General features: G+C 73.9%; 22 protein-coding genes. 8 read left to right on the forward strand and 14 right to left on the reverse strand.

The window, feature by feature from the left end:
* The first annotated feature begins 102 nt into the window (after positions 1-102).
* Positions 103-1,623: an amino acid permease gene (locus tag ACFYXA_RS00960; RefSeq protein WP_389027196.1), complete on the forward strand. Its 1,521-nt coding sequence runs from the start codon at positions 103-105 to the stop codon at positions 1,621-1,623.
* A 358-nt stretch (positions 1,624-1,981) separates the two neighbouring features.
* On the opposite strand, the gene ACFYXA_RS00965 is transcribed toward ACFYXA_RS00960, so the two are convergent.
* Positions 1,982-2,356 (reverse strand): NTP pyrophosphohydrolase, encoded by a 375-nt coding sequence (locus tag ACFYXA_RS00965; protein WP_389027198.1) that lies wholly within the window; start codon positions 2,354-2,356, stop codon positions 1,982-1,984.
* A 59-nt stretch (positions 2,357-2,415) separates the two neighbouring features.
* On the opposite strand from ACFYXA_RS00965, the gene ACFYXA_RS00970 reads away from it, so the two are divergent.
* Positions 2,416-3,450 carry a hypothetical protein gene (locus ACFYXA_RS00970; protein WP_389027200.1) on the forward strand — a complete coding sequence of 345 codons (1,035 nt, stop codon included), beginning with the start codon at positions 2,416-2,418 and terminating at the stop codon, positions 3,448-3,450.
* An 84-nt stretch (positions 3,451-3,534) separates the two neighbouring features.
* Here ACFYXA_RS00970 and ACFYXA_RS00975 read toward each other — a convergent pair whose 3' ends face one another.
* The 5 genes from ACFYXA_RS00975 to ACFYXA_RS00995 form a co-directional block, all read right to left on the reverse strand.
* Positions 3,535-5,664 carry a 3-hydroxyacyl-CoA dehydrogenase NAD-binding domain-containing protein gene (locus tag ACFYXA_RS00975; protein WP_389027202.1) on the reverse strand — a complete coding sequence of 710 codons (2,130 nt, stop codon included), beginning with the start codon at positions 5,662-5,664 and terminating at the stop codon, positions 3,535-3,537.
* Positions 5,661-6,878 (reverse strand): acetyl-CoA C-acyltransferase, encoded by a 1,218-nt coding sequence (locus ACFYXA_RS00980; RefSeq protein WP_130438079.1) that lies wholly within the window; start codon positions 6,876-6,878, stop codon positions 5,661-5,663. The genes ACFYXA_RS00975 and ACFYXA_RS00980 overlap by 4 nt, the downstream gene beginning before the upstream one ends.
* A 188-nt stretch (positions 6,879-7,066) precedes the next feature.
* Entirely contained in the window at positions 7,067-8,356 is a 1,290-nt protein-coding gene (locus ACFYXA_RS00985; RefSeq protein ID WP_351092163.1) for a ribonuclease D, read from the reverse strand.
* Between the two features lie 203 nt (positions 8,357-8,559).
* On the reverse strand, positions 8,560-9,222 hold the full coding sequence (locus ACFYXA_RS00990) for a response regulator transcription factor (RefSeq protein ID WP_003972894.1): 663 nt from the start codon (positions 9,220-9,222) through the stop codon (positions 8,560-8,562).
* 368 nt (positions 9,223-9,590) lie between these two features.
* Positions 9,591-10,259 (reverse strand): DUF3000 domain-containing protein, encoded by a 669-nt coding sequence (locus tag ACFYXA_RS00995; RefSeq protein ID WP_130438077.1) that lies wholly within the window; start codon positions 10,257-10,259, stop codon positions 9,591-9,593.
* A 177-nt stretch (positions 10,260-10,436) separates the two neighbouring features.
* Between ACFYXA_RS00995 and hemE the strand changes: the two genes are divergently transcribed.
* On the forward strand, positions 10,437-11,504 hold the full coding sequence (gene hemE, locus ACFYXA_RS01000) for a uroporphyrinogen decarboxylase (RefSeq protein ID WP_389027206.1): 1,068 nt from the start codon (positions 10,437-10,439) through the stop codon (positions 11,502-11,504).
* 16 nt (positions 11,505-11,520) lie between these two features.
* Here hemE and ACFYXA_RS01005 read toward each other — a convergent pair whose 3' ends face one another.
* A complete protein-coding gene (locus ACFYXA_RS01005) occupies positions 11,521-12,333 on the reverse strand; it encodes a rhomboid family intramembrane serine protease (RefSeq protein WP_389027208.1) in 813 nt (270 codons plus the stop codon).
* A 124-nt stretch (positions 12,334-12,457) separates the two neighbouring features.
* Between ACFYXA_RS01005 and ACFYXA_RS01010 the strand changes: the two genes are divergently transcribed.
* Complete coding sequence (locus ACFYXA_RS01010) at positions 12,458-12,733, forward strand: hypothetical protein (protein WP_352245937.1); 276 nt, start codon at positions 12,458-12,460, stop codon at positions 12,731-12,733.
* Here ACFYXA_RS01010 and ACFYXA_RS01015 read toward each other — a convergent pair.
* Positions 12,730-14,136 carry an FAD-dependent oxidoreductase gene (locus tag ACFYXA_RS01015; protein WP_389027210.1) on the reverse strand — a complete coding sequence of 469 codons (1,407 nt, stop codon included), beginning with the start codon at positions 14,134-14,136 and terminating at the stop codon, positions 12,730-12,732. The genes ACFYXA_RS01010 and ACFYXA_RS01015 overlap by 4 nt on opposite strands.
* Before the next feature lie 575 nt (positions 14,137-14,711).
* The gene (locus tag ACFYXA_RS01020; RefSeq protein ID WP_389027212.1) at positions 14,712-15,635 is read right to left on the reverse strand and encodes a DUF4349 domain-containing protein; all 924 of its coding nucleotides are present in this window, start codon (positions 15,633-15,635) and stop codon (positions 14,712-14,714) included.
* A 160-nt stretch (positions 15,636-15,795) separates the two neighbouring features.
* On the opposite strand from ACFYXA_RS01020, the gene hemG reads away from it, so the two are divergent.
* Together hemG and hemQ are read left to right on the forward strand one after the other, a co-directional pair.
* Entirely contained in the window at positions 15,796-17,286 is a 1,491-nt protein-coding gene (gene hemG, locus ACFYXA_RS01025) for a protoporphyrinogen oxidase (protein ID WP_389027214.1), read from the forward strand.
* 5 nt (positions 17,287-17,291) lie between these two features.
* Positions 17,292-18,023: a hydrogen peroxide-dependent heme synthase gene (gene hemQ, locus ACFYXA_RS01030; protein ID WP_389027216.1), complete on the forward strand. Its 732-nt coding sequence runs from the start codon at positions 17,292-17,294 to the stop codon at positions 18,021-18,023.
* A gap of 76 nt (positions 18,024-18,099) precedes the next feature.
* On the opposite strand, the gene ACFYXA_RS01035 is transcribed toward hemQ, so the two are convergent.
* The 5 genes from ACFYXA_RS01035 to ACFYXA_RS01055 form a co-directional block, all read right to left on the reverse strand.
* A complete protein-coding gene (locus ACFYXA_RS01035; RefSeq protein WP_389027219.1) occupies positions 18,100-19,692 on the reverse strand; it encodes an alpha/beta hydrolase in 1,593 nt (530 codons plus the stop codon).
* Positions 19,693-19,839: 147 nt separating this feature from the next.
* Positions 19,840-20,604: a TIGR04222 domain-containing membrane protein gene (locus ACFYXA_RS01040; RefSeq protein WP_389027221.1), complete on the reverse strand. Its 765-nt coding sequence runs from the start codon at positions 20,602-20,604 to the stop codon at positions 19,840-19,842.
* A gap of 106 nt (positions 20,605-20,710) precedes the next feature.
* Positions 20,711-21,547, reverse strand: coding sequence for a DUF4142 domain-containing protein (locus ACFYXA_RS01045; RefSeq protein ID WP_389027223.1), 837 nt, complete (start codon positions 21,545-21,547; stop codon positions 20,711-20,713).
* A gap of 157 nt (positions 21,548-21,704) precedes the next feature.
* Positions 21,705-23,018 (reverse strand): DUF692 domain-containing protein, encoded by a 1,314-nt coding sequence (locus ACFYXA_RS01050; protein ID WP_389027225.1) that lies wholly within the window; start codon positions 23,016-23,018, stop codon positions 21,705-21,707.
* A gap of 235 nt (positions 23,019-23,253) precedes the next feature.
* A complete protein-coding gene (locus ACFYXA_RS01055; RefSeq protein ID WP_389027227.1) occupies positions 23,254-23,985 on the reverse strand; it encodes an aminoacyl-tRNA hydrolase in 732 nt (243 codons plus the stop codon).
* A gap of 89 nt (positions 23,986-24,074) precedes the next feature.
* Between ACFYXA_RS01055 and ACFYXA_RS01060 the strand changes: the two genes are divergently transcribed.
* Both ACFYXA_RS01060 and ACFYXA_RS01065 read left to right on the forward strand, forming a co-directional pair.
* Positions 24,075-24,950: an ATP-binding cassette domain-containing protein gene (locus tag ACFYXA_RS01060; protein WP_389027229.1), complete on the forward strand. Its 876-nt coding sequence runs from the start codon at positions 24,075-24,077 to the stop codon at positions 24,948-24,950.
* Positions 24,947-25,618: an ABC transporter gene (locus tag ACFYXA_RS01065; protein ID WP_389027230.1), complete on the forward strand. Its 672-nt coding sequence runs from the start codon at positions 24,947-24,949 to the stop codon at positions 25,616-25,618. The genes ACFYXA_RS01060 and ACFYXA_RS01065 overlap by 4 nt, the downstream gene beginning before the upstream one ends.
* Positions 25,619-25,623: the final 5 nt, after the last annotated feature.

Genomic DNA, 25,623 nt, shown 5'->3' on the forward strand with positions numbered 1-25,623 from the left:
GTGGTCGCACCGGCCCATTCGCGTTAACGCGCCCGCGCCGGGGCATACGCAATACGCCCCCTCTCGATCATGTCGAGGACGACACAGCGTGGGAGGTACCCCGTGAGCAGCACCCTCTTCCGGACGAAGAAGGTCGAGCAGTCCATCCTCGATACCGAGGAGCCAGAGCACGCGCTCAAGAAGTCCTTGTCCGCGCTGGACCTGACCGTCTTCGGCGTCGGCGTCATCATCGGCACCGGCATCTTCGTCCTCACCGGCACCGTGGCCAAGAACAACGCCGGCCCCGCCGTCGCCCTTGCCTTCGTGGTGTCCGGCGTCGTCTGCGCGCTCGCCGCGCTCTGCTACGCCGAGTTCGCCTCCACCGTCCCGGTGGCGGGTTCCGCGTACACGTTCTCGTACGCCTCCCTGGGGGAACTGCCCGCCTGGATCATCGGCTGGGACCTCGTCCTCGAGTTCGCGCTCGGCACGGCGGTGGTCGCCGTCGGCTGGTCCGGGTACATCCACTCGCTGCTGGACAACGTGGGCGTGCACCTGCCGGCCGCGCTCGGCGTGCGGGACGGCGCCACGGGCTTCGGCTTCGACCTCCTCGCCGCGCTGCTGGTGCTGGTGCTCACCGCCATCCTGGTGGTCGGCACCAAGCTCTCCGCGCGCGTGACCACGGTCGTCGTCGCCATCAAGGTGACCGTCGTGCTCACGGTGATCGTCGCGGGGGCCTTCCTGATCAACGGTGACAACTACAAGCCGTTCATCCCGAAGTCGCAGCCGGTGCCGGCGGGGGACAGCCTGCAGTCCCCGCTGATCCAGCTGATGTTCGGCTGGGCGCCGTCCAACTTCGGCGTGCTGGGCATCTTCACGGCCGCCTCGGTCGTCTTCTTCGCGTTCATCGGCTTCGACGTCGTCGCCACGGCCGCCGAGGAGACCAGGAACCCGCAGCGGGACATGCCCCGCGGCATCATCGGCTCGCTCGTCATCTGCACCACGCTGTACGTGCTGGTGTCGATCGTCGTGACCGGCATGCAGCACTACAGCAGGCTGTCCGTCACCGCGCCGCTCGCCGACGCCTTCAAGGCCACCGGGCACCCCTGGTTCGCCGGGTTCATCAGCTTCGGCGCCGCCGTGGGCCTCACCACGGTCTGCATGATCCTGCTGCTCGGCCAGACGCGGGTCTTCTTCGCGATGAGCCGCGACGGACTGCTGCCCCGCTTCTTCTCCCAGGTCCACCCGCGCTTCAAGACCCCGCACCGGCCGACCATCCTGCTCGGTGTGCTCATCGCGGTCCTGGCCGGCTTCACGCCGCTGAGCGAGCTGGCAGAACTGGTCAACATCGGCACTCTGTTCGCCTTCGTGGTCGTCGCCATCGGCGTGATCATCCTCCGCCGGACCCGCCCCGACCTGCACCGGGCCTTCCGCACCCCGTGGGTGCCGGTCATCCCGATCCTGTCGGTGGCCGCCTCCCTGTGGCTCATGCTCAACCTGCCCGCCGAGACCTGGCTCCGCTTCGCCGTCTGGATGGTCATCGGCATCGCCGTCTACTTCCTCTACGGCCGCTCCCACAGCCGCCTGGGCCGCGCCGAGGCCGCAACGGCCCAGGGAACGCCCCCGGCGAACCCACAAGCCCACTGATGGCTCTGCGCCCCAGAGGCGCCCGCAGGCCCGCTGAGTGGGCTGCCCCCCGGGGGAGGCTGGACCCGCGCCGGGATGCGGCCGTGGGGCCGGATGCCCGCGAGCCGGGATACGGCCCTGCTTGCCGGCTGAGCATGAGGCGCCCGGGTGCGGCTGGATGCCCTGTGCGAGCTGCGAAGCCGGTTCGCCGGTCGGGGCGCGACGCAGGTGGGGCTGGAAGGTCCGCTGAGTGGGCTGCGTCCTCGGGGCGGCTGGATGCCTGCGGGCCGGGCCGTGACCCGGGGCGGCTGGATGCCCGCGGGATGCGCACCTGCGGAACGGGCAGCCCGCTGCGTGCGGCGGCGCTCCCGTGCGGGGGTCAGCCGCGTACCGTGCGGGGGCCCGTCACCTCCGCGCCCAGTTCCGTCACCCGGCGGCGTAGTTCCCGGTCGGCCGTCACCACCAGGCGGCGGCGGTCGGTCGCGTCGGACACCAGGGCGACGATGTGGTCGTCGCCGCTGCCGGGGGCCGACTCCACCCGTACGCCGGGCACCGTCGAGACCCCGCGGGCCGCGCCCTCCACGACGAGGACGATCTCCGTGGGCCCGGGGTGCCCCGGCAGCCCGTCCGCCGCCAGCCGGTCCCGCAGCCGCTCGGCGGCGCCGCGCCGGTCCCGCCACCAGCCGTCGGGCACCGACCCGACCACGTTCGCGGCGTCCACGATCACCAGCACAGGGTCACTGTCGTCGTCCATGCGCCCAGGGTCGCACGGGCGGCGCACGGCACCCGATGTCCGCGGCTTACAGTGTGCCGATGAACGGCGATTGGCTTATACGCGGGCGTGACGGGCGGCTCTGTGTCTACCTCACGTCGGACGACGGCGTCCTGTGCCGGGCCGAGCAGGCCCCGGGCGGCTCGTGGCAGACACCCCGCAAAGTCGGCGGCGACCAGAAGGTGCACCCGGTCCTCGCCGTCGGCCGAGGCGTCGACGGCTACGCACACCTGGTCTCCTGGCGGCCCCTGGGGAAGGGCGAGGCGGGCGTGGTGCACTCGACCCACTTCCGTCCGCTGCTCTCCCCGATGGACTGGACCCCTCTCGGCCACCCGGACACCAAGGGCGACCGCACGGGCCCGCCCGCGGTGGCCGTCGACCACCAGGGGCGGGCGCACGTCTTCGTGCGCTGCGGCGACGGCGGGCTGCGCATGATCGCGCAGAAGGAGAAGGGCGGCTGGGGGCCCTGGCGCGTGCTGGAGGACCTACCGGAGACGGAGGGGGCCCAGACGCAGGGGCCGCCGGCCGCCATGGTCGGGGAGTCGGGGTGCGTGGAGGTGTACACCGTGGTCGGCGGCGGGATCCTGCGCCGACGGCAGGACGCGCCGGCCAAGCGGGTGGCGGCGGCCGAGTTTCTTCGCGCGCCGGTCCGGCCCGGCACCCTCCGCGCCCTGGCCACCTCGTCCGAGGAGACCACGCTCTTCTACGCCGACGACTCCCGCGACCTGCGCGCCTGGCGTCCGGGCAGCGAGCCGGTCACGGTGGCGCCGGTGGCGGGCCCCGGCCCGGTGGCCGCCGTGCGGTGCCAACTCGACGGCCGGGACGTCACGTTGCTCGCCCAGCGCTCGACGGACGGCCGCGTCGCCTTCATCGCGTACCGCGCCGGGGAGGAAGCGGCCGGCGGCTGGACCGAGTCCGGGCCGACGCTGCCCGACGACACCGAGGTGGCCCTCGCGAAGGACGACGAGGGCCGGGTGGTCGCGGCAGCCCTGTCCCCGTCGACCGGCCGCCTCCTCGTCGCCCGCCTCCACGCCGGCGAGCCGGGCCCCGCGCCGGCGTCCTGGCAGGAGGTCTGAGGGGACGGGCGAGTACGGAAGAGGGCCCCCGCCGAACCGGCGGAGGCCCTCTTCACGGTCGTGCTCCCGTGTGCCGTACGGCGGTTACGCCGGGACGGACGCCACGCCGGGGGCCAGGAAACGCTTGCCGTTCACCCGCTCCGACACGCCCTCGCGGTCCAGGTACGGCGTGATGCCGCCCAGGTGGAAGGGCCAGCCGGCACCGGTGATCAGGCACAGGTCGATGTCCTGGGCCTCGGCGACGACGCCCTCGTCGAGCATGAGCCCGATCTCCTGGGCGACGGCGTCCAGAACGCGGTCACGGACCTGCTCCTCGGTGAGGACGACATCGCCCTGCTTGAGGAGCGCGGCGACCTCGGGGTCCAGCTCCGGCTTGCCGGAGTCGTAGACGTAGAAGCCGCGCTTGCCCGCCTTGACGACGGCGGCCAGGTTCGGGGACACCGTGAACCGCTCCGGGAAAGCGCGGTTGAGGGTCTCCGAGACGTGCAGACCGATGGCCGGGCCGACGAGCTCCAGCAGCACCAGCGGCGACATCGGCAGGCCCAGCGGCTCGACCGCCTTCTCGGCGACCTCGACCGGCGTGCCCTCGTCGATGACGTTCTGGATCTCGCCCATGAAGCGGGTCAGGATGCGGTTCACGACGAACGCCGGGGCGTCCTTCGTCAGCACCGCGGTCTTCTTCAGCTTCTTGGCGACGGCGAACGCCGTGGCGAGGGAGGCGTCGTCGGTCTTCTCGCCGCGGACGATCTCCAGGAGCGGCAGGACGGCGACCGGGTTGAAGAAGTGGAAGCCGACGACCCGCTCGGGGTGCTTCAGCTTCGACGCCATCTCGGAGACCGACAGCGAGGAGGTGTTGGTGGCGAAGATCGCGTGCGCCGGGGCGACCGCCTCGACCTCCGCGAACACCTGCTGCTTGACGCCGATCTCCTCGAACACGGCCTCGATCACGAAGTCCGCGTCGGAGAAGCCCTCGGCCTTGTCCAGGACGCCGGACACCAGCGCCTTGAGGCGGTTGGCCTTGTCCTGGTTGATACGGCCCTTGCCGAGCAGCTTCTCGATCTCGGCGTGGACGTAACCCACACCCTTGTCGACGCGCTCCTGGTCGATGTCGGTCAGCACGACCGGCACCTCCAGGCGGCGCAGGAACAGCAGCGCGAGCTGGGAGGCCATGAGGCCCGCGCCCACGACGCCGACCTTGGTGACCGGACGGGCGAGGTTCTTGTCCGGGGCGCCCGCGGGACGCTTGCCGCGCTTCTGCACCAGGTTGAACGCGTAGATGCCGGCGCGCAGTTCACCGCCCATGATCAGGTCGGCGAGCGCCTTGTCCTCGGCGTCGTAGCCCTGCTGGAGGTCGCCGTTCTTGGCGGCGGCGATGATGTCGAGGGCGCGGTAGGCGGCCGGGGCCGCGCCGTGCACCTTGGAGTCCGCGACGAAACGGCCCTTGGCGACGGCCTGGTCCCAGGCCTCGCCGCGGTCGATCACCGGGCGGTCGACGACGATCTCGCCCTTGAGGACGGACGCCGTCCACAGCAGGGACTGCTCCAGGAAGTCCGCGCCCTCGAACAGCGCGTCGGCGATGCCCAGCTCGTAGACCTGGGCGCCCTTGAGCTGCTTGTTCTGGTTGAGCGAGTTCTCGATGATCACCGAGACGGCCTTCTCGGCGCCGATCAGGTTCGGCAGCAGCGTGCAGCCGCCCCAGCCGGGGACCAGGCCGAGGAAGACCTCGGGGAGCGAGAACGCGGGCAGCGCCGCGGACACCGTGCGGTAGGTGCAGTGCAGGCCGACCTCGACGCCGCCGCCCATGGCCGCGCCGTTGTAGTACGCGAAGGTCGGCACACCGAGGCCCGCGAGGCGCTTGAACACCTCGTGGCCGCCCTTGCCGATGGCGAGCGCGTCCTTGTGCTCCTTGAGGAGCTCGACGCCCTTGAGGTCCGCGCCGACGGCGAAGATGAACGGCTTGCCCGTGATGCCGACACCGACGATGTCGCCGGCCGCGGCCTCCTTCTCGACCTGGTCGATGGCGAGGTTCAGGTTCGCCAGCGACGCGGGGCCGAAGGTGGTGGGCTTGGTGTGGTCGAAACCGTTGTCCAGCGTGATCAGGGCGAAGCGCCCTGCGCCGAACGGCAGGTCCAGGTGGCGTACGTGCGCCTGGGTGACGACCTCGTCCGGGAACAGCTCGGCCGCACCCTTCAACAGCTCAGCGGTGGTGCTCACTTGTCCCCCTCGAAGTGCGGGTTCTCCCAGATGACCGTCGCGCCCATGCCGAAGCCGACGCACATGGTGGTCAGGCCGTAACGGACCTGCGGCTGCTCCTCGAACTGGCGGGCCAGCTGCGTCATCAGACGGACGCCGGAGGAGGCGAGCGGGTGGCCGAAGGCGATGGCGCCGCCGTACTGGTTGACGCGCTCGTCGTCGTCGGCGATGCCGTAGTGGTCCAGGAACGCCAGGACCTGGACGGCGAAGGCCTCGTTGATCTCGAACAGGCCGATGTCGGAGATGGACAGGCCCGCCTGGGCCAGCGCCTTCTCCGTCGCCGGGATCGGGCCGTAGCCCATGACCTCGGGCTCGACGCCCGCGAAGGAGTAGGACACCAGGCGCATCTTGACCGGCAGGTCGTTGGCGCGGGCGAAGTCCTCGGAGGCGATGAGCGAGGCGGTGGCGCCGTCGTTCAGGCCGGCCGCGTTGCCGGCGGTGACCCGGCCGTGGACGCGGAACGGGGTCTTCAGGCCCTGGAGGTTCTCCAGGGTGGTGCCCGGGCGCATCGGCTCGTCGGCGGTGACCAGGCCCCAGCCCGTCTCACCGGCCTCCGGGTTGGTGCGGCGCACCGAGATCGGCACCAGGTCGGCCTGGATCTTGCCGTTGGCGTACGCCTTGGCGGCCTTCTCCTGGGAGCGCACGGCGTACTCGTCGGCGCGCTGCTTGGTGATCTGCGGGTAGCGGTCGTGCAGGTTCTCCGCGGTCATGCCCATGAACAGCGCGGACTCGTCGACCAGCTTCTCGCTGACGAAGCGCGGGTTGGGGTCGACGCCCTCGCCCATCGGGTGGCGGCCCATGTGCTCGACACCGCCGGCGACGGCGATGTCGTACGCGCCGAAGGCGACGGAGCCGGCGACCGAGGTGACGGCGGTCAGGGCGCCGGCGCACATGCGGTCGATGGAGTAGCCGGGGACCGACTGGGGGAGACCGGCCAGGATCCCGGCCGTGCGGCCGATGGTGAGGCCCTGGTCGCCGATCTGCGTGGTCGCGGCGATGGCGACCTCGTCGATCTTCGCGGGGTCGAGCCCGGGGTTGCGGCGCAGCAGCTCCCGGATCGCCTTCACGACGAGGTCGTCGGCGCGGGTCTCGTGGTAGATGCCCTTCGGGCCCGCCTTGCCGAACGGGGTACGGACGCCGTCGACGAAGACGACGTCCCTGACGGTACGAGGCACGATGGCTCTCCTCCAGGTGCGGGACGCTGAGCGCTTGCTCAGACCATGCTACTTCTGAGTAACGTAGCTGCCCAGTCCTCGCGTGGCGAGCGGCGAAGGTCACACCGACGGGTGCGTCCGTCGCAGATCTTGGCGTGATCTCGCCGCCCCTGTGCCGCTGCCGACCGCCGTCCGTTCGCCCGCGGTGCCTAGGCCGGCTTGGCGGAAAGGGCGGCGGTCAGGGCCGGTGTCACCTGCTCCACCTGCCATGGACGCGCGCCGAGTCCCGCGAGGGCGGCCGCGACCGCGCTCTCGTCGGCCTGTGCGGGCGGCTCCCAGCAGACCCGGCGCACGCTGTCCGGCGCGATCAGGTTCTCCTGGGGCATGTTCAGCTCCTCGGCGAGCGCCGACACCGCGGCCCGCGCGGCGGACAGCCGCGCGGCGGCCGCCGGGTCCTTGTCGGCCCACGCCCGGGGCGGGGGCGGCCCGGCGACCGACTGCCCCGGCAGCGGCAGCTGCGCCTCCGTCAGCGACCTCACCCGGTCGACGGCGGCCTGCCACTGCTCCAGCTGGCGCCGCCCCATCCGGTGCCCGAAGCCGTTCAGCGCCGCGAGCGCCTGCACGGTGGTGGGAAGGGCGAGCGCCGCCTCCACGATGGCCGCGTCCGACAGGACCTTGCCCGGCGAGACGTCCCGCCGCTGCGCGATCCGGTCCCGGGTCTGCCACAGCTCCCGCACCACGCCGAGCTGCCGGCGGCGGCGCACCTTGTGCATGCCGGACGTACGGCGCCAGGGGTCCTTGCGGGGCTCGGGCGGGGGCGCGGAGGCGATCGCGTCGAACTCCTGGCGGGCCCACTCCAGCTTGCCCTGCCGGTCGAGCTCCTTCTCCAGCGCGTCACGCAGGTCGACGAGCAGCTCGACGTCCAGAGCGGCGTAGCGCAGCCACGGCTCGGGCAGCGGGCGGGTCGACCAGTCGACGGCGGAATGCCCCTTCTCCAGTACGAAGCCGAGGACACCCTCGACCATCGCGCCGAGGCCGACCCGCGGGAACCCGGCCAGCCGTCCGGCCAGCTCGGTGTCGAACAGCCGCGTCGGCACCATGCCTATCTCGCGCAGGCAGGGCAGGTCCTGGGTGGCGGCGTGCAGCACCCACTCGACGCCGGAGAGCGCCTCACCCAGCGCGGAGAGGTCGGGGCAGGCGACGGGGTCGATCAGCGCGGTGCCGGCGCCCTGGCGGCGCAGCTGCACCAGATAGGCGCGCTGTCCGTAGCGGTAGCCGGAGGCGCGCTCGGCGTCGACGGCGACGGGGCCGGAGCCGGCGGCGAACGCGGCGATCACCTCGGCGAGCGAGGCCTCGTCGGCGATCACCTCGGGGATGCCCTCGCGCGGTTCGAGGAGAGGTGTCGGCGCCCCGGAAGCAGTCGATCCGCCGTCGTCCGGAGGGGCGCCTCCGGTGGTTCGCAGTGAGCTGGCTGCTGCGGTTTCTTGGGCGTCGGTCACCTGTCAAGGGTATCCGTGTGGGGGCGTCGCCCGCCGACGGAACGTTCCGTCGGCGGGCTTCGCGGGGTCGTAAACCGGTCAGATCGGTGATCGATCGGGCGGTCCCGTAAGGGTCGGGACGGCGGTCGGTCGGTTCAGGGCAATGGTCGCAAGGCGGAGCGGTCGGTGCGAGGTCACGGGTGAGGTCAGGGTGGGGGTGGGGGTCAGTGGATGATGCCGGTCCGCAGGGCGACCGCGACCATGCCGGCGCGGTCGCCCGTGCCGAGCTTGCGGGCGATGCGGGCGAGGTGGCTCTTGACGGTCAGCGCGGACAGGCCCATGGAGACGCCGATGGCCTTGTTGGACTGGCCTTCGGCGACCAGTCTGAGCACCTCCACCTCGCGGCCTGACAGCTCGCGGTAGCCGCCCGGGTGGCTCGGGGCGCCCGGGGGGCGGCGGTGGAGGCGGGCGGCGGCCGCACCGATGGGGGCGGCGCCGGGCCGGGTGGGGAGCCCGACGTTGGTACGGGTGCCGGTGACGACGTAGCCCTTGACGCCGCCCGCGAGGGCGTTGCGCACGGCTCCGATGTCGTCGGCGGCGGACAGGGCGAGCCCGTTGGGCCAGCCGGCGGCACGGGTCTCCGACAGCAGGGTCAGGCCGGAGCCGTCGGGAAGGTGGACGTCGGCGACGCAGATGTCGCGGGGGTTGCCGATGCGGGGACGAGCCTCCGCGACGGACGAGGCCTCGATGACATCGCGCACACCGAGCGCCCACAGATGGCGGGTGACGGTGGAGCGGACGCGCGGGTCGGCCACGACCACCATGGCGGTGGGCTTGTTCGGGCGGTAGGCGACCAGGCTTGCGGGCTGCTCGAGGAGAACGGACACCAGGCCTCCTGGGTTGCGGGACGGGCCGGCTCGTGGGGAGTGGAGCCGGGGCGAACCGTGCTTTCAAGGTCACAGTCGTCTTCGGCACCGGGCCCGGTGTCCTTTAGGGGATGATCACGATCTAGTGAGTAACAATCTGTGCAATTCGGACACGCGATCGATCATCCGAAGATCGAGTCGGTTTGAGTGGGTGTCGTACGAGATCGAAAGTGGTCGTATCGACAAAGAGATGGTCAATGAGGGCGGCGCGAGGTTTCCGGCAGCACAGGGGTTCCCCGGACTGGGGTACGGAACGACAAAGCGCGCTGCCACGAGGGCAGCGCGCCTGAGGTCTCGTCGGGGGGCGCCCCCCGGGGTCCCGCCGGGGGTCAGCGGGCCTGGGGATCCCGTCGTTGGGGGAGCGTCACCACCGAGGCGTCCCCGGGCCCGGCCGGCGGCAGCCCCGCCACCTGGGCCAGCAGATCGCACCAGGACGCCAGATGCGCCCCCGTGTCCGGCACCCCGCCCAGCCCCTCCCGGGGCGTCCATGAGGCCCGGATCTCGATCTGCGAGGCCGCCGGACGCTCCGACAGCCCGCCGAAGTAGTGCGAACTCGCGCGCGTCACGGTCCCGCTCGGCTCGCCGTAGGTCAGCCCCCGGGCCTGGAGCGCGCCCGTCAGCCAGGACCAGCACACCTCCGGCAGCAGCGGATCGACGGCCATCTCCTGCTCCAGCTCGGCCCGGATCAGCGTCACCAGCCGGAACGTGCCGCGCCACGCTTCGTGCCCGGCGGGGTCGTGCAGCAGCACCAGCCGGCCGTCGGCCAGGTCCAGGTCGCCGTCCACGACGGTCGCCTCCAACGCGTACGCGTGCGGCGCGAGCCGCTGCGGGGCGGGCGTCGGCTCGACCTCGATCTGTGGTCGCAGCCGGGCGGCCCTCAGCGCGTCGACGGCGGCCCGGAAGGGCGGCGGAGCCGAACTGGTCCCATTCCGGTCCTCCTCGTTCCCGTCGTCCATTCCGTCCGTGCCGTCCGACAGTCGTCCCTGAGCCGCAGCCATGCGGGGAAGATTAAAGGGAACGGGGCCTTCGCGCAGGGCAAGACACCCGCGCGCGGGCCGCGGGCGGATGCGCGCTGGGCGAACACGCGCGCGGGCGGCGGGCCCCGGGGAGCGCGGGGGAGGGGGCCCGCAAGAGGGCGGCCGCACCGGTTCCGGCGCCGTGCGAGACTTGCCGTCGTGAGCGTGAACGAGGGCCCCGCGGGCCGGCAGCCGACAGCGACGTACGACAGCCCCTTCCTGAAGGCGTGCAGGCGTGAACCCGTGCCGCACACGCCCGTGTGGTTCATGCGGCAGGCCGGGCGCTCCCTGCCGGAGTACCGCAAGGTCCGCGAGGGCATCCCGATGCTCGAGTCCTGCATGCGGCCCGAACTGGTCACCGAGATCACCCTCCAGCCGGTCCGCCGGCACAACGTGGACGCGGCGATCTTCTTCAGCGACATCGTCGTCCCGCTCAAGGCCATCGGCATCGACCTCGACATCAAGCCCGGCGTCGGCCCGGTCGTCGAACAGCCGGTCCGCACCCGCGCCGACCTCGCCCGGCTGCGCGAACTCACCCCCGAGGACGTCTCCTACGTCACCGAGGCGATCGGCCTGCTCACCCGGGAGCTCGGCGCCACCCCCCTCATCGGCTTCGCCGGCGCACCCTTCACCCTCGCGAGCTACCTCGTCGAGGGCGGCCCCTCGCGCACCTACGAGAACGCCAAGGCGATGATGTACGGCGACCCGGAGCTCTGGGCCGACCTGCTCGACCGCCTCGCCGGCATCACGGCCGCGTTCCTGAAGGTGCAGATCGAGGCGGGCGCCTCCGCCGTCCAGCTGTTCGACTCATGGGCCGGCGCCCTCGCCCCGTCCGACTACCGCCGCTCGGTGCTGCCGGCCTCCGCGAAGGTCTTCGACGCCGTCGCCGGGTACGGCGTCCCGCGCATCCACTTCGGCGTCGGCACCGGCGAGCTGCTGACGCTCATGGGCGAGGCCGGCGCGGACGTCGTCGGCGTCGACTGGCGTGTCCCGCTGGACGAGGCCGCCCGGCGCGTCGGCCCCGGCAAGGCGCTCCAGGGCAACCTGGACCCGACCGTCCTCTTCGCCACCCGCGAGGCCGTCGAGACCAAGACCCGCGAGGTCCTCGACGCCGCCGCCGGTCTGGAGGGCCACATCTTCAACCTCGGCCACGGCGTCATGCCGTCCACCGACCCGGACGCCCTCACCCGCCTCGTGGACTACGTCCACACCCAGACCGCCGGCTGACCGGCGGGCGAGTCGCTCACCACGTCTGCCGGGGCCGGGCCCGCCTGCCGAAGAGCAGGCCGCCCGGCTCCGGCGGCGGGGGCGTGCCCGGCTTGAGGGGCCAGGCGAGCAGCATGCCGGCGAGGAAACCGACGATGTGCGCCGCGTACGCCACGGTGCCCGCCTCGGAGACGCCCTCGCCGGAGGAGTACACCGCCTGCAGCACGAACCAGGAGCCGAGCACCAGCCAGGCCGGCAGCCGCAGCGGCAGGAAGATCAGGAACGGCACCAGGACCCACACCCTGGCCTTCGGATACAGCACCAGATAGGCGCCCAGCACCCCCGCGATCGCCCCCGACGCGCCGATCAGCGGATCGGTGGAGTCGGCGTTCAGCAGCGCGAAGCCGTACGACGCCGCGTAACCGCAGGCGACGTAGAACAGCGCGAAGCGCAGGTGGCCCATGCGGTCCTCGATGTTGTTGCCGAAGATCAGCAGGAACAGCATGTTGCCCAGCAGATGCAGCCAGCCGCCGTGCAGGAACATCGCGGTGAGGACGCTCAGCGCCGGGGACTTGTCGTAGCCGGGCGGGCCCAGCACGCAGCCGCCGTCGCGCGCGTCGCCCGTGGGCACGAGCTGCGGCAGCTGATGGTGGATCAACTCGGTCGGCACGGCCGCGTACTGCTCCAGGAACGCGTGCAGGTTGCACGTCTGCACCAGGGTGCTGTCGCCGGCCACGGAGCCCGACAGGCCGGGCATGAAGAAGAACACGAAGACGTTCACGCCGATCAGCGCGTACGTCACCACCGGAGTACGGCGCACAGGGTTCACGTCATGGACGGGGATGACCACAAGGAAGTACTGCCCCCGATCCGTTCGGTGAATCGGTGAACGCGCCCTCCCGTGACCGCGTATCAAGCGTCAACCGTCCGCGGCACGGGGATGCGGGCCGCGGGGACGACGTGAGGATCAGGCGATGAACGACCGGGTTACTCCCCCGATGCACGCTCTGCCCGACGGCGAGGCGGAGATCGCGCTCGTGATCAGACTCCCCTGGGAGGACGTGGCCAGGCTCGGCCAGGAGGCGGCACGGCTCGCCTCCCAGTCGCAGCGGCCGGTCACGCTGGACGAGGCGGTGAGCCACCGGCTGCGCTCCCGGCCCGCGACCGCCGCGCACGCCAAGCCGGCGGAGCAGCCGCCCACGTCCGGCTCACCGGTCTCCACGCTGCCGAGGCTGTCCGGGACGGCCTAGTCGCCCCGTACCTTCGCCGCCGCCTTGCGGGCCGCCACCAGCACCGGGTCCCACACCGGGCTGAACGGCGGGGCGTAGCCCAGGTCCAGGGCGGTCATCTGCTCCACCGTCATACCGGCCGTCAGGGCCACCGCGGCGATGTCGACGCGCTTGGCCGCGCCCTCCCTGCCGACGATCTGCACGCCGAGCAGGCGGCCGGTCCGCCGCTCGGCGAGCATCTTGACCGTCATGGGGGAGGCGCCGGGGTAGTAGCCGGCGCGGCTGGTGGACTCCACGGTGACCGTCTCGAACCGGAGTCCGGCCCGGCGCGCGTCCTTCTCCCGCAGGCCCGTGCGGGCGATCTCCAGGTCGCACACCTTGCTGACGGCGGTGCCGACGACGCCGGGGAAGGTGGCGTAACCGCCGCCGACGTTGGTGCCGATGACCTGGCCGTGCTTGTTGGCGTGCGTGCCCAGGGCGATGTGGCGCTCCCGGCCCGACACCAGGTCCAGGACCTCCACGCAGTCGCCGCCGGCCCAGATGTTCTCGTGGCCGCGCACCCGCATCGCCAGGTCGGTGAGCAGACCGCGGTGGGCGCCCAGGGGCAGGCCGGCGGCCTCCGCCAGGCTCGTCTCCGGACGGACGCCGAGACCGAGGACCACCACGTCCGCCGGGTACTCGGCGTCGTCCGTGACGACGGCCCGCACCCGGCCGTCCTCGCCGGTGAGCAGCTTGGTGACCTTGGCGTCGTTCACCATGGTGATGCCGAGGCCCTCCATGGCCTCGTGCACCAGCCGGCCCATGTCCGCGTCCAGCGTGGACATCGGCTCGCTGCCCCGGTTGACGACCGTCACCTCATACCCGCGGTTGATGAGCGCCTCGGCCATCTCCACGCCGATGTAGCCCGCGCCGACCACCACCGCGCGCCGGCCACGCGCACGCGTGAGCGTGTCGATCAGTTCCTGGCCGTCGTCCAGGGTCTGCACGCCGTGCACCCCGTCGGCGTCCGCGCCCGGCATGTCCGGCCGGACCGGCCGGGCCCCGGTCGCGATGACGAGCTTGTCGTACGACGTCCAGGACTCGGCGCCGGAGTCGACGTCACGCGCGCGTACCCGCTGTCCGGGCACGTCGATCTCGGTGACCTCCGTGCGCAGCCGCAGGTCGATCCCGCGGGCGCGGTGCTCCTCGGGCGTGCGGGCGACCAGGTCGTCCCGGTCGGGCACGTCACCGCCCACCCAGTACGGGATGCCGCACGCCGAGTAGGACGTGAAGTGCCCGCGCTCGAAGGCCACGATCTCCAGCTCCCCGGGCCCCTTCAGCCGCCGGGCCCGGGACGCCGCGGACATCCCCGCGGCGTCCCCACCGACCACGACGAGACGCTCCCGCCCACTGCCCCCACCCCGCACGCTCTCACTCGAACTCATGCGAACACGCTACGACCGCCCGCAACTTCACTCCCGCCCGGGCCACTCCCCGCCGGGGCCGGCCCGGACCGCGGGGCCCGGCCGGGCCATTCTCGAACCGGTCCCCCCGCCCGCGCCCCACGCCGCCCGGACGGCGACCGCCGCCGCACCCTGGTCTCGGCCAGGGTGGCCCCGGCCGGGGGTGTCAGCGGGCCGGTCGCCGGTGGGTCACCCGCCCGCGTCCCCCGCTGCCCGGGCGGCGGCCGCCGCCGCACCCTGGTCTCCGCCGGGGGCCCCGGCCGGGGGCGTCGGTGGGGCAGTCGCCGGTGGGTCACCCGTCCGCGTCCTGCGCTGCCCCGGGTGGCGGCCGATGCAACACTCTGGCCGCTGACGGGGCGGCTCAGCTCGTGAGTCCGGTCGGGCCAGCCCCGGCGGCCCCGGGCAGAGCCGCCGCAGCACCCTGCGGCTCCGCTGTGGGGCCGGGCGGGTCAATCGCCGGCGGGCTCGCCCGTCCACGTCCCACGCCGCCCGGACGGCGACCGCCGCCGCACCCTGGCCTCCGCCTGGGTGCCTCCCGGGCCGGGGAGGCGGGCGGGTCAGTCCTCGGTGGGCTTGTCCGGACGGGTTTCGTGGCGGGGTTGCCTGAGGCGCCGCCACACGAGCAGGATCGCCAAGGCCGGGAGGGCGAACGGGAGGGCCGCGCCGATTGCGACGGCGATCCAGCGCAGGGTCGTCAGCAGTGCGTGCCAGCCGCCGGCCAGTGCGTCCAGGAAACCGGGGTCTTCGTCCTCGGCGGCCTTCTTCACCGGCGTCTCCGTCAGCGTCAGCGTCACGGTGGCCAGGCTCGTGCGGTCCTTCAGGGACGCCTGCCGGGCGAGCAGGGCCTCCAGGTCGGCCTCGCGGCGGCTCAGCTCGCCCTCCAGGGCGACCACGTCGGTCAGCTTGGTGGCCCGCTCCATCAGCGCCCGGACCCGGGCGACGCTGGCCCGCTGCGAGGCGACGCGGCTGTCCACGTCGACGACCTGGTCGCCGACGTCCTGGGCCTTCGCCGTGCGCTCCAGGAGCGTGCCCGTGCCCTGAAGGGCGGTGAGGACGTCGTCGTATTTCTCGACGGGCACGCGCAGTACGACCCGCGTCTGCTCGGCGCTGTCCACATCGCGGGTGGTGGTCTCGTCGCCGATGTAGCCGCCGGCGTTCTCGGTGGCCGTGCGGGCGGTGTCGAGGGCCTTGGAGACGTCCTTGACCTGCACGGTCAGGGTGGCGGTGCGGATGACGTGGTCCACCGGGAGCTTCGGCGCGGCGCCGGGCCGCGCGCCGCTCGCCGCCGGGCCCGCGCCCTCCTTGGCGTCCGCTTTCGCGCCGTCGGCCTCGCCCGGCGCGGCGGCCGCGTCCTTCATCTGGGAAGGCGCGTCGCCCGAGTCGCCCCCGGCGCCGCAGCCGGCGAGCGCGACGGCGGCGAGCAGGAGTCCGGCCAGGGCCCGGGCCGGTCGTACGGTTCGTACGGATCGTCGTGTGCGCATGCGGGCGTACCCCCGAGAGTCGTGGAACGGCTGACGGTCCTTCGACGCCGGGGCGGACCGGAACGTTGGCGGCCGACGGTCCCGAACAGGTCACGGTCGGGACGCGGGGAGGACACCGGGGCGCGGCGGGAGTGTCAGTGGGGTCTGAGAGAGTGGGGACATGAGCGCAACGGGCACCAGCAGCGGGCATGTCGTCGTCGTGGGAGCCGGTGTCGCGGGCCTGGCCGCGGCCCACCGGCTGCTGGATCGCGGCGCGCGCGTGACCGTGCTGGAGGCGTCGGACCGGGTCGGCGGCAAGCTGCTGCCCGGCGAGATCGCGGGCGTCCGCGTCGACCTCGGCGCGGAGTCGATGCTGGCGCGCCGTCCCGAGGCGGTCGCCCTCGCGCGCGAGGCCGGCCTCGCCGACCGGCTCCGGCCGCCGGCCACCGCCACCGCGTCCCTGTGGACCCGCGGTGCGCTCCGCCCCATGCCCAAGGGCCACGTCATGGGCGTCCCCGGCACCGCCTCCGCCCTCGCCGGCGTCCTCTCCGACGAGGGCCTCGCGCGCGTCGAGCGCGACGCCGACCTGCCCCGCACGGAGGTCGGCGAGGACGTGGCGGTGGGGGAGTACGTGGCGGCCCGCCTCGGCCGTGAGGTCGTCGACCGCCTCGTGGAGCCGCTGCTGGGCGGCGTCTACGCCGGTGACGCCTACCGCCTCTCGATGCGGTCGGCCGTCCCCCAGCTCTTCGAGGCGGCGCGCACGCACACCTCGCTCACCGAGGCCGTCCGCGAGATCCAGGCCAAGGCCGCCGCCGCTCAGCAGACCGGACCCGTGTTCATGGGCATCGAGGGCGGGGTCGGCTCCCTGCCGCTCGCGGTCGCCGAGTCGGTCCGCGCGCGGGGCGGCGAGATCGTCACCGGCACGCCGGTCACCGGGCTGCGCAGGACGTCCGCACCGGCCGACGGCGCGGACGGCGACGCGGGCCCGGCGCGCTGGCGGGTCGTCGCCGGCGACCGGGTGCTGCACGCCGACGCAGTGATCGTCGCCGTCCCCGCGCCCGCCGCCGCCGCGCTGCTCGCCGCCGAGTCGCCCGGGGCCGCCGCCGAACTGCGCGCCGTCGAGTACGCCTCCATGGCCCTGATCACCCTCGCCTACCGCCGCTCCGAGGCCGCCGCGCTGCCCGACGGCAGCGGCTTCCTCGTGCCGCCCGTCGACGGACGCACCATCAAGGCGTCCACGTTCGCCTCGCAGAAGTGGGGCTGGATCGCCGACCAGGACCCGGACGTCGTCGTGGTGCGCACCTCCGTGGGGCGCCACGGCGAGACGGCGATCCTGGACCGCTCCGACGCCGACCTGGTGGCCGTCTCCCGCGGCGACCTGGAGGCGGCCACCGGTCTCGCCGCCGCCCCCGTGGAGACCCGCGTCACCCGCTGGACGGACGGCCTGCCCCAGTACCCGGTCGGCCACCACGCGCGCGTGGCCCGCGTCCGCGACCACGTCGCCAAGCTGCCCGGCCTCGCCGTGTGCGGCGCGCAGTACGACGGCGTCGGCATCCCCGCCTGCGTCGCCAGCGCCCACGCGGCGGTCGACCAGATCCACGGCGACCTGCGCGCTGTGCAGGAGCTCACCGCCCACCCGGTGCAGAGCCTGCACGGCGGAGCGGGAGAATGAGGACCATGAGTGACGACGCCTCCACCACCGAGCCCGGCAGGATCCCCAACAAGGGCAAGCTGGCCAAGGACCTCAACGAGGTCATCCGCTACACCCTGTGGTCCGTCTTCCGGCTGAAGGACGTGCTGCCCGAGGACCGCACCTGCTACGCCGACGAGGTCCAGGAGCTGTTCGACCAGCTCGCCGCCAAGGACGTCACGATCCGCGGCACGTACGACGTCTCCGGGCTGCGCGCCGACGCCGACGTCATGATCTGGTGGCACGCCGAGACCGCCGACCAGCTCCAGGAGGCGTACAACCTCTTCCGCCGCACGAGGCTCGGCCGCGCGCTGGAGCCGGTGTGGTCCAACATGGCGCTGCACCGCCCCGCCGAGTTCAACCGCTCGCACATCCCGGCGTTCCTCGCCGACGAGACGCCCCGCGACTACGTCAGCGTCTACCCCTTCGTGCGCTCCTACGACTGGTACCTGCTGCCCGACGAGGACCGCCGCCGCATGCTCGCCGATCACGGCAAGATGGCCCGCGGCTACCCGGACGTGCGCGCCAACACGGTCGCCTCGTTCTCGCTGGGCGACTACGAGTGGATCCTGGCCTTCGAGGCCGACGAGCTGTACCGCATCGTCGACCTCATGCGCCACCTGCGCGCCTCCGAGGCCCGTATGCACGTCCGCGAGGAGGTCCCGTTCTACACGGGCCGCCGCAAGTCGGTCGCCGACCTGATCGCGGGCCTCGCCTAGAACGCCCCGCACGCGCGTGGAGCCGCATCACCGTGCGGCTCCACGCGCGCGGGCGGGCCGGAGGCCGCTCACGGTCTCACTTCGCCGCCGCTTCCGCCTCCGGGGCCGTGGCCGAAGGCGCCGCGTGTCCCGCGCAGGCGGCCCGCCGTGAGGGCAGCCGGCCCTCCAGCAGGTACGCGTCGAGGTGGCCGTTGACGCACCGGTTGGGCCCGCCCGCGATGCCGTGCGTGCCGGCGTCCCGCTCGGTCACCAGCACCGAGTCCGACAGTCGCCGGTGCATCTCCAGCGCCCCGTCGTACGGCGCGGCGGCGTCCCGCTCGGCGGCCAGGATCAGCGTCGGCGGCAGCTCGCCCGGCCCCGTCCGCACGTCCAGCGGCCGCTGCCGGGGCGCGGTCCAGTACGCGCACGGCAGGTTCGCCCACACGTTGTCCCAGGTCTCGAACGGCGCCACCCGCGCGAGCCGCGTGTTGTCGCGGTCCCACACCCGGAAGTCGGTCGGCCAGGGCGCGTCGTTGCACTCCACGGCCGTGTAGACGGCGCTCGCGTTCTCCGCCTCGGCGGCGGCCTCCCGGACCGGCGAGGCCAGCGCGACCAGCGGCTCCGGATCGCCCTTCAGATACGCCGACAGCGCCTCGGCCCGCGACGGCCAGAGGTCGTCGTAGTAGCCGGCCTGGAGAAACGCGCCCTGCAACTGGCCGGGGCCGACGGCGCCGCCGGCCGGCTTCTCGGCCAGCCGGGCCAGCGCCCGCTCGTAGCTCCCCCGCACCGCCTCGGCGGTCCCGCCCAGCCCGTACACCTCGTCGTTGGCGGCGATCCACTCGCGCAGGTCGGTCCAGCGGCTCTCGAACGCCACCGACTGGTCGAGGTTGTTGCGGTACCAGACCTTCGCCGGGTCGGGGTTCACGGCCGCGTCGAACACCATCCGCCGCACGTGTGAGGGGAACATCGTCGCGTACAGCGCGCCGAAGTAGGTGCCGTACGACGCCCCCATGAACGTCAGCCGCTCCTCGCCGAGCGCGGCGCGCAGCACGTCCAGGTCGCGGGCGTTGTTGAGCGAGTTGTAGTGCCGCAGGGCGCTGCCCGTCCGCTCGGCGCAGCCGCGCGCCAGCTTCTTGGCCCGCGCGACGCGTTCCCGCTTGTACGCCTCCGAGGGGTGGGCCGGGGCGGGCGAGGGGCCCTTGAAGAAGTCCTCGGGCTTCTGGCAGGACAGCGGCGCGGAGCGGCCGACGCCGCGCGGGTCGTAGCCGACGAGGTCGTAGGCGCCCCCGATGCGCTTCCACTCGGGCATCAGCCCGACCAGCGGGAAGAACAGCCCGGAGGCGCCGGGCCCGCCCGGGTTGAAGACGAGCGCGCCCTGCCGGGGCACCCGGCGCTTGCTGTTGTGCGGGTCGCGGTGGGTGGCCCGCACCCGGCTGACCGTCAGCTCGATCTGCCTGCCGTCCGGCCGGGCGTAGTCCAGCGGGACGGAGACCTTGCCGCACTGCAGGTCGCCCGGCAGGTCCTGCGCGGCGGAGCACTTCCCGAAGGCGATGCCCGTGGCGGCGGCCCGGGCGGCGGCGAGCGCGACGCCGGAGACGCCCGCGGTGCGCGGGGCGCCGCCGGCCGGCGCGGCGGTCAGGGTCGACAGGAGCAGGGCTCCGGCGGCCGGGTAGAGGACGGCGGCTCTCATCGGTGTCCCTTCGGTGCACGGCGGCGACAGAAGGGATGGTTGGTTCGGCCGTGGGCGAAGGCAAGCACCGCACCCGGGTGTCGCATCCGATGCCCCCGGTGCGCCCCTTCAATGTCGGCGCGCCCCCGAGGGATCCGAGCGCCCCGCTCAGTGGTGACGGTGCGCCAGCGCGGCGCGCAGCCCGGGCTCGCGGACGGCGTGGACGCCGTGGACGGCGATCGAGGCCAGGTAGGCGCCGTCGTCGCCCGCGCCGGCCGAGGGCACGGTCAGTGCGCTCAGGAGGCGCATACCGGCCGGGGAGGCCCAGCGGGTGTACGGGTGCGCCTCGAACCGGGCGATCGCAAGGCAGCTCAGGGTGAGCGCCAGGGGCAGCGCGAACCACAGGGCCACATGGGCGCGCGGCACGTCCTGGGCGACCGGCAGCAGCAGCGCGACGGCGCCCAGCGCGACGACGGCCACGGCGGCCGCCCGCACCTGCCGCACTCCGGTGGCGACCGTCGTCCGGGCGCCGTCGGGCACGGCCAGGCCCGCGGCGACCAGCCGGTCCGCCAGTCCGCGCACGGCGTCGGCGGCGGCCGCGGCGGCGCGCACCGGGGCTGTGCGGGACTGCCCGGCCGGTCCGATGGCTCCGATGACCGACCGCTCCATCTCGTCGCGCCCGTACGGGTCGACGACGGTCGCCCAGCCGGTGTGGGCGAGCAGGAGCCGCCGCTGCCGGGCCATGGCCACCAGCGTGAGGTCGGCGACCCGGGTGGGTCCCCCGGACAGGAACGCCGCCTCGTACAGGGTCAGTTCATATGCTCGTCCCGCGTCCGTGCCGACGGCCGCCGCCCGGACGGCGGCCAGGCACAGCCGGGTGCACGTCACACCGGCGCCGGCCCAGGCCAGGAGGAGGAGAAGAAGCCAGAACATGCCGTGTTTCTATGCCGGACGCACACGGGAGCACCATGCCTCGTTCACTGTTCGGACCCAGAGCGTTGCTGGTACGTGATGTTCCGTTTGTGTCGGCGTCACGGCGTCACGGCGTGACCGGGACGACCTGCCCGGGCCCGGTGCCGGGATCCACCGGCACGGACCGGGCGGCCGGGGCGGAGACGGCGGGGGCGGCGGGATCGGCGGGGATGGTGGGGTCGGCGGGCGTCGCAGCACCGAGGTCGGCGGGCGAGGCGGGTGCGGCGGGCGTCGTGGCGGCGGTGGTCGGCGATGCGCCGGTGGCCGCCAGCTCGCGGGCCAGAGCGGCGAAGTCGACGTAACCGGTCGCCTCCAGGACCGTGATGTGGTCCAGGACGGTGGTGTTGGCGTCGTCGGCGAGGCCGCGCACCAGCGCGTTCTGGGTGCTCGCCCGCACCTGGGCGACGAGCGGGAAGACCCGGCCGTGCGCCAGCCGCAGGATGTTGGCGAACTCACGGTCGTAGTCCGTGCCTTGAGCCGAGTCCAGCTGGGACAGCCAGGCCTTCTGCTGGTCGTTCGGCTGGTCGGGCAGCGCGATGTTCAACTGCGCCGCGACGGTGCGCACCCGCTCGTCGAGGAGGGTGTGCCCCTCGACGAGATGCCGGCCCGCCGTCCGTACGGCCTCGCCGACGCCCTTCTGCTGTGCCTGCCGCCCCGCCGGCAGCTCCCAGAGCCCGGCCAGCCGGACCTTGACGAGGAAGTCCCGGTCGAGAGCGGTCAGCGGCCCGTACAGCGTCGGCACGGTGTCGGCGTTCAGCGTGTCGACGCTCGTCCCCGGCGAGGACCGGCCCTCGTAGGACCAGAGCGGGAGGATCAACGCCGCCAGCGTCGCCACCAGGCCCGTGATGATGAGCCCGGTGCCGGTGAACATGCCTCTGCCCCTGATCGGGGGTCGCGGTCGCATGGAGCCTCCTGCACACGCACCGCACGCCAGTGCGCTTCGGGTACGTGCGGGAAAGGCATATTACTGCCCCGGGCCAGGCATCGGGCCAGGCGTCGGGCCGGCCGCCGGACCAGGCGCCGGGCCGGGCCCCGGGCCAGGGGCCAGTCCCAGCGCCGCCTCAGCGTCCGATCAGCGATCGGCCGACCTGCCCCACCCGGGCCAGCCGCGACAGCGGCCGCGGCGCGGGCCCCGACCGGTCCAGCCACCACCGGCGCAGCTCACGCCGTGCGCGGCCCTCCGTCAGCTTCTCGCCCAGCAGCAGCGACTCCGCGAAGTCCAGGGCGTCCTGGCGGTAACCGCCGCGCATCGGGTGGCGCTGGGCGTAGCCGACGAAGGCGGACCGGTACTCCGTGCCGAGGATCGACGGCAGCTCCGGGGCGACCTTCGCCACCACGTCCGCCCGCTTGGCCGCCAGCGCCCGCGACTGCACCCCGAGCCGCACCCGGTCGAACCCTTCCGGGACGGGAGTCCCGGCGACCAGCGAGGACAGCAGCGCGGCCTGGGCCAGGGCGAGACGCTGCCGGGCCGCTTCGCCGCCGGGAGGCGCCGGAGCGGTGTGGTCCTGGGCCTGCCGCTCCGGGCGGCTCTCCGCCTGCGGGCGGGTGCGGGCGCCCCGCTCCACCGCCTCCCGGATCGCGCTCAACTCCCCTTCAAGTTCTGCCGGCTCGGGGAAGTTCTCGTCGCGCTCCAGCAGCACCCCGGGCGGGGAGACGCGGGAGGCGAGGTCGGTCAGGATGTCGAGGACGGGGCGCGGCACCGGGTGGGCGTGGCTGTCGTGCCAGACGCCGTCCCGCTCGAAGCCGCCCGCGACATGGACGTACGCGATGGCCTCCAGGGGCAGTTCGGCGAGCGCCTCGGCCGGATCCTCACCACGGTTGACGTGGTTGGTGTGCAGGTTGGCGACGTCGATCAGCAGCCGCACTCCGGTGCGGTCGGCGAGGTCGTAGAGGAACTGGCCCTCGGTCATCTCCTCGCCCGGCCAGGAGATGAGCGCGGCGATGTTCTCCACGGCGAGCGGCACGGGCAGCGCCTCCTGAGCGATGCGCACGTTCTCGCACAGCACGTCGAGGGCGTCGCGGGTGCGGGGCACGGGCAGCAGGTGCCCGGCCTCCAGTCGCGGGGAGGCCGTCAGCGGACCGCCCGCGCGGACGAACGCGATGTGCTCGGTGACCAGCGGCGAGCCCAGCGCCTCGGCCCGCTCGGCCAGCGCCGTGAGCCGCCCCTCGTCGGGCCGGTCCGCGCCGCCGAGCCCGAGCGAGACGCCGTGCGGTACGACGGTGACGCCACGCTCGCGCAGCCGCAGCAGGGAGTCGGGGAGGTGGCCGGGGCAGACGTTCTCCGCCACCGCCTCGACCCAGTCGATGCCCGGCATCCGCTCGACCGCGTCCGCGATCTCCGGCCGCCAGCCGATTCCCGTCCCGAGTCGCGTCATGGTCCCCTCCTCCGTCCGGCCCCCACCGCGGTGACGGGGATATGACCCGGGCACCGCTCCCCGAACCGCCCGCCGCCGTCCTTCAGAGCAACATTTGAGGTTCGGCCCGGGGCGTGCGGGCAGCGCCCGCGGTCCCCGTCACCGTCTGGTACGCGCGCCGGGCACAGCGGGTTCAAAGGAGCGGAGAGGAATCGACCGCGTGCACGTCAAGGCAGGGGAGCCGGACGGGGTGCGCTCACCGCGTCGACCGCGCCCGCAGGGCCGGGTGGTCCGCGACGACCGTGCAGCTGCCGGGAGCGATCTCGGTGAAACCGGCGTCCCGCACCAACGGCAGCCCGCTCGCGGTCAGTTCACGCCACCGTGCGGGCTCCGCGGTCCGCACCGAGAGCGCGAACCCCGCCTCCCGCCACGCCGACCGCTCGTCGTCCGTCAGCTCCCACCAGGCGAGCTGCGCCCCGTGCCCGGCCTGCGCCATCGCCTTGCCCGCGGACATCTCCACCTCCGGGCTCATCCACAACACCGGCGCGTCCGGATCCGGCTTCGCCGGGGCCTCGGGGTCGTCCAGCTCGGTGCCGGACACCTGGAGCTTCGCGAGCTCCTTCGGCCACCCGTCCAGGGGCACCGGCGGGAACACCCGCACCTCGGCCGCCTTCCCGGTGACGGTGATCCCGGGCAGCGCCTCGGCACGCCGCCACTCGGCGCCCCGGGCCCGCCGCACGACCTTCCGGATCCGGGCGTCCTGCCAGTCCCGCACGGCCTGCGCCCACTCCCCGTCCCCGGCGGCCCGCTCGTCGCTGAGCAGCACGAGCACCGCCCGGGCGGCCGTCTCCAGCGCGTCGGTACGGGCGGGAGGAGCCGCCTTCTCCAGGTGGAGGACGAGGGGCAGCACGAACTGCGGCGCGGCGTCGCGCGCGCTCACCTCGGACCGGAAGGGACTGTCACCGGCGGACGCACGATCAGAGCTCACACCGGCCAACCCTAAGGGGCCCCGGACAGTCCTCCTGGCGAGGGGCCGCCCTCCTCGTCCGCGGGGGGCGCGTACGGGAGGATGTGGCGATGACCTACGTGTTACGTCTGGACAGGGTGGGCCGCCGCTACGGCGTGCGGGGGCCCTGGGTGTTCCGCGACGCGAGCCTGGAGCTGACGCCCGGCGCCCTCACCCGCGTCCAGGGGGCCAACGGCACCGGCAAGTCCACCCTGCTCCGCGTCCTGGCGCGCGTCGACGCCCCGACGGAGGGACGGCTCACCGGCCGCCCCCGCACCGCGTACGTCCCCGAACGCTTCCCCGCCGCCCTGCCCTTCACCGCCGTCGGCTACCTCACCCACCTCGGGACCGTGCACGGCCTCACCCGCCCCGCCGCGGGGCGGGCCGCCGAGGAGTGGCTGGACCGCTTGGGCGTCACCGCCCACGCGCGCGTGCCGATGGCCCGGCTGTCCAAGGGGACCAGCCAGAAGGTCGCCGTGGCGCAGGCGCTCCTCGCCGAGCCGGAACTGCTCGTCCTGGACGAGGCGTGGACCGGACTGGACGCCGGCGCGCGGGCCGAACTGGAGCGGGCGGTCGCCGAGAGGACGGCGTCCGGAGCGGCCGTCGTCTTCGTCGACCACGACCCGCGCCGGCTCGCCGGGACCACCGACGCCGAGTACACGGTCCGCGACGGCGGCCTGCACCCCCGTACGGAACCGCCCCCCGCCGTCCCGGGGCCGCAGGTGGCCGTCGAGGTGGAGGGGCCGCCCGCCGGGCCGCTGCCGGTTCAGGCGCTGCGCCTGGCCGTCACCGCCGAGGAGACGGCCCCCGGGGTCCACCGCCTCACCGTCCCCGCCTCCCGCTCCGACGTGCTGCTCCGCGCCCTGCTCACCGCCCGCCCGCCGTGGCACGTGATCGGCGTCGGCCCGGCGGCGGCGACCGCACCCGACCGTGAAGGCACCTCGTGAAGGCCCTCCTGCGGTACCGGGCCGCCCTGCTCGTGCGCTCCCAGCGCTGGCTGCCGCCGTTCCTGCTGTACGCCGTGTTCCTGGGCGTCGGCGTGCAGAGCGGCCAGCCCGTGCTGGACTCGCTCGGCTACGCGGCCGCGGCCCTGCTGCCCGTCGCCGCCTGGCTGGTGCGGATCTGCGTGACCGACGAGCCCCCGGCGGCCCGTACCGTCGTCGCGGCGGCGGCCGGACCCGCGCGGGCGCACCTGGCCGCCGTGCTGGCGGCGCTGACGGCCGCCGCCGTGCTCGGGACGGCGGCGACGGCGGTCCTGGCGCTGATCAGCGACCCGGTGAGCGCCGACCACCAGCAGCGGATCCCCCTGCCCGAGGCCGCCGCGGCGGGGCTGCTCGCGGCCCTGACCTGCGCGCTGCTCGGCACGGCCGTGGGCGCGCTCACCGCCTGGCCCGTCCTGCGCACGCCCGGCCGGGCGGTGCCCTCGCTGCTGCTCGCGGCGCTGCTCGCGCTGGTGGCGACCGGCTCTCCGGCGCAGGCCGCGGTCGAGGGCCTGGTCAGCGGGTCGCGGTCGGCGACAGCGCATCCGCCGCTGCTGCCGCTGGCCGCGGCGGCGCTGGTCTGCGCCGCGGCCACCGCGGTGGCGTGCGCGCTGACGTCCCGGCGGTCGGCCTGAAGCCG

The sequence above is a fragment of the Streptomyces sp. NPDC002566 genome, assembly GCF_042889585.1.
In the GTDB taxonomy this organism is placed as follows: Bacteria; Actinomycetota; Actinomycetes; order Streptomycetales; family Streptomycetaceae; genus Streptomyces.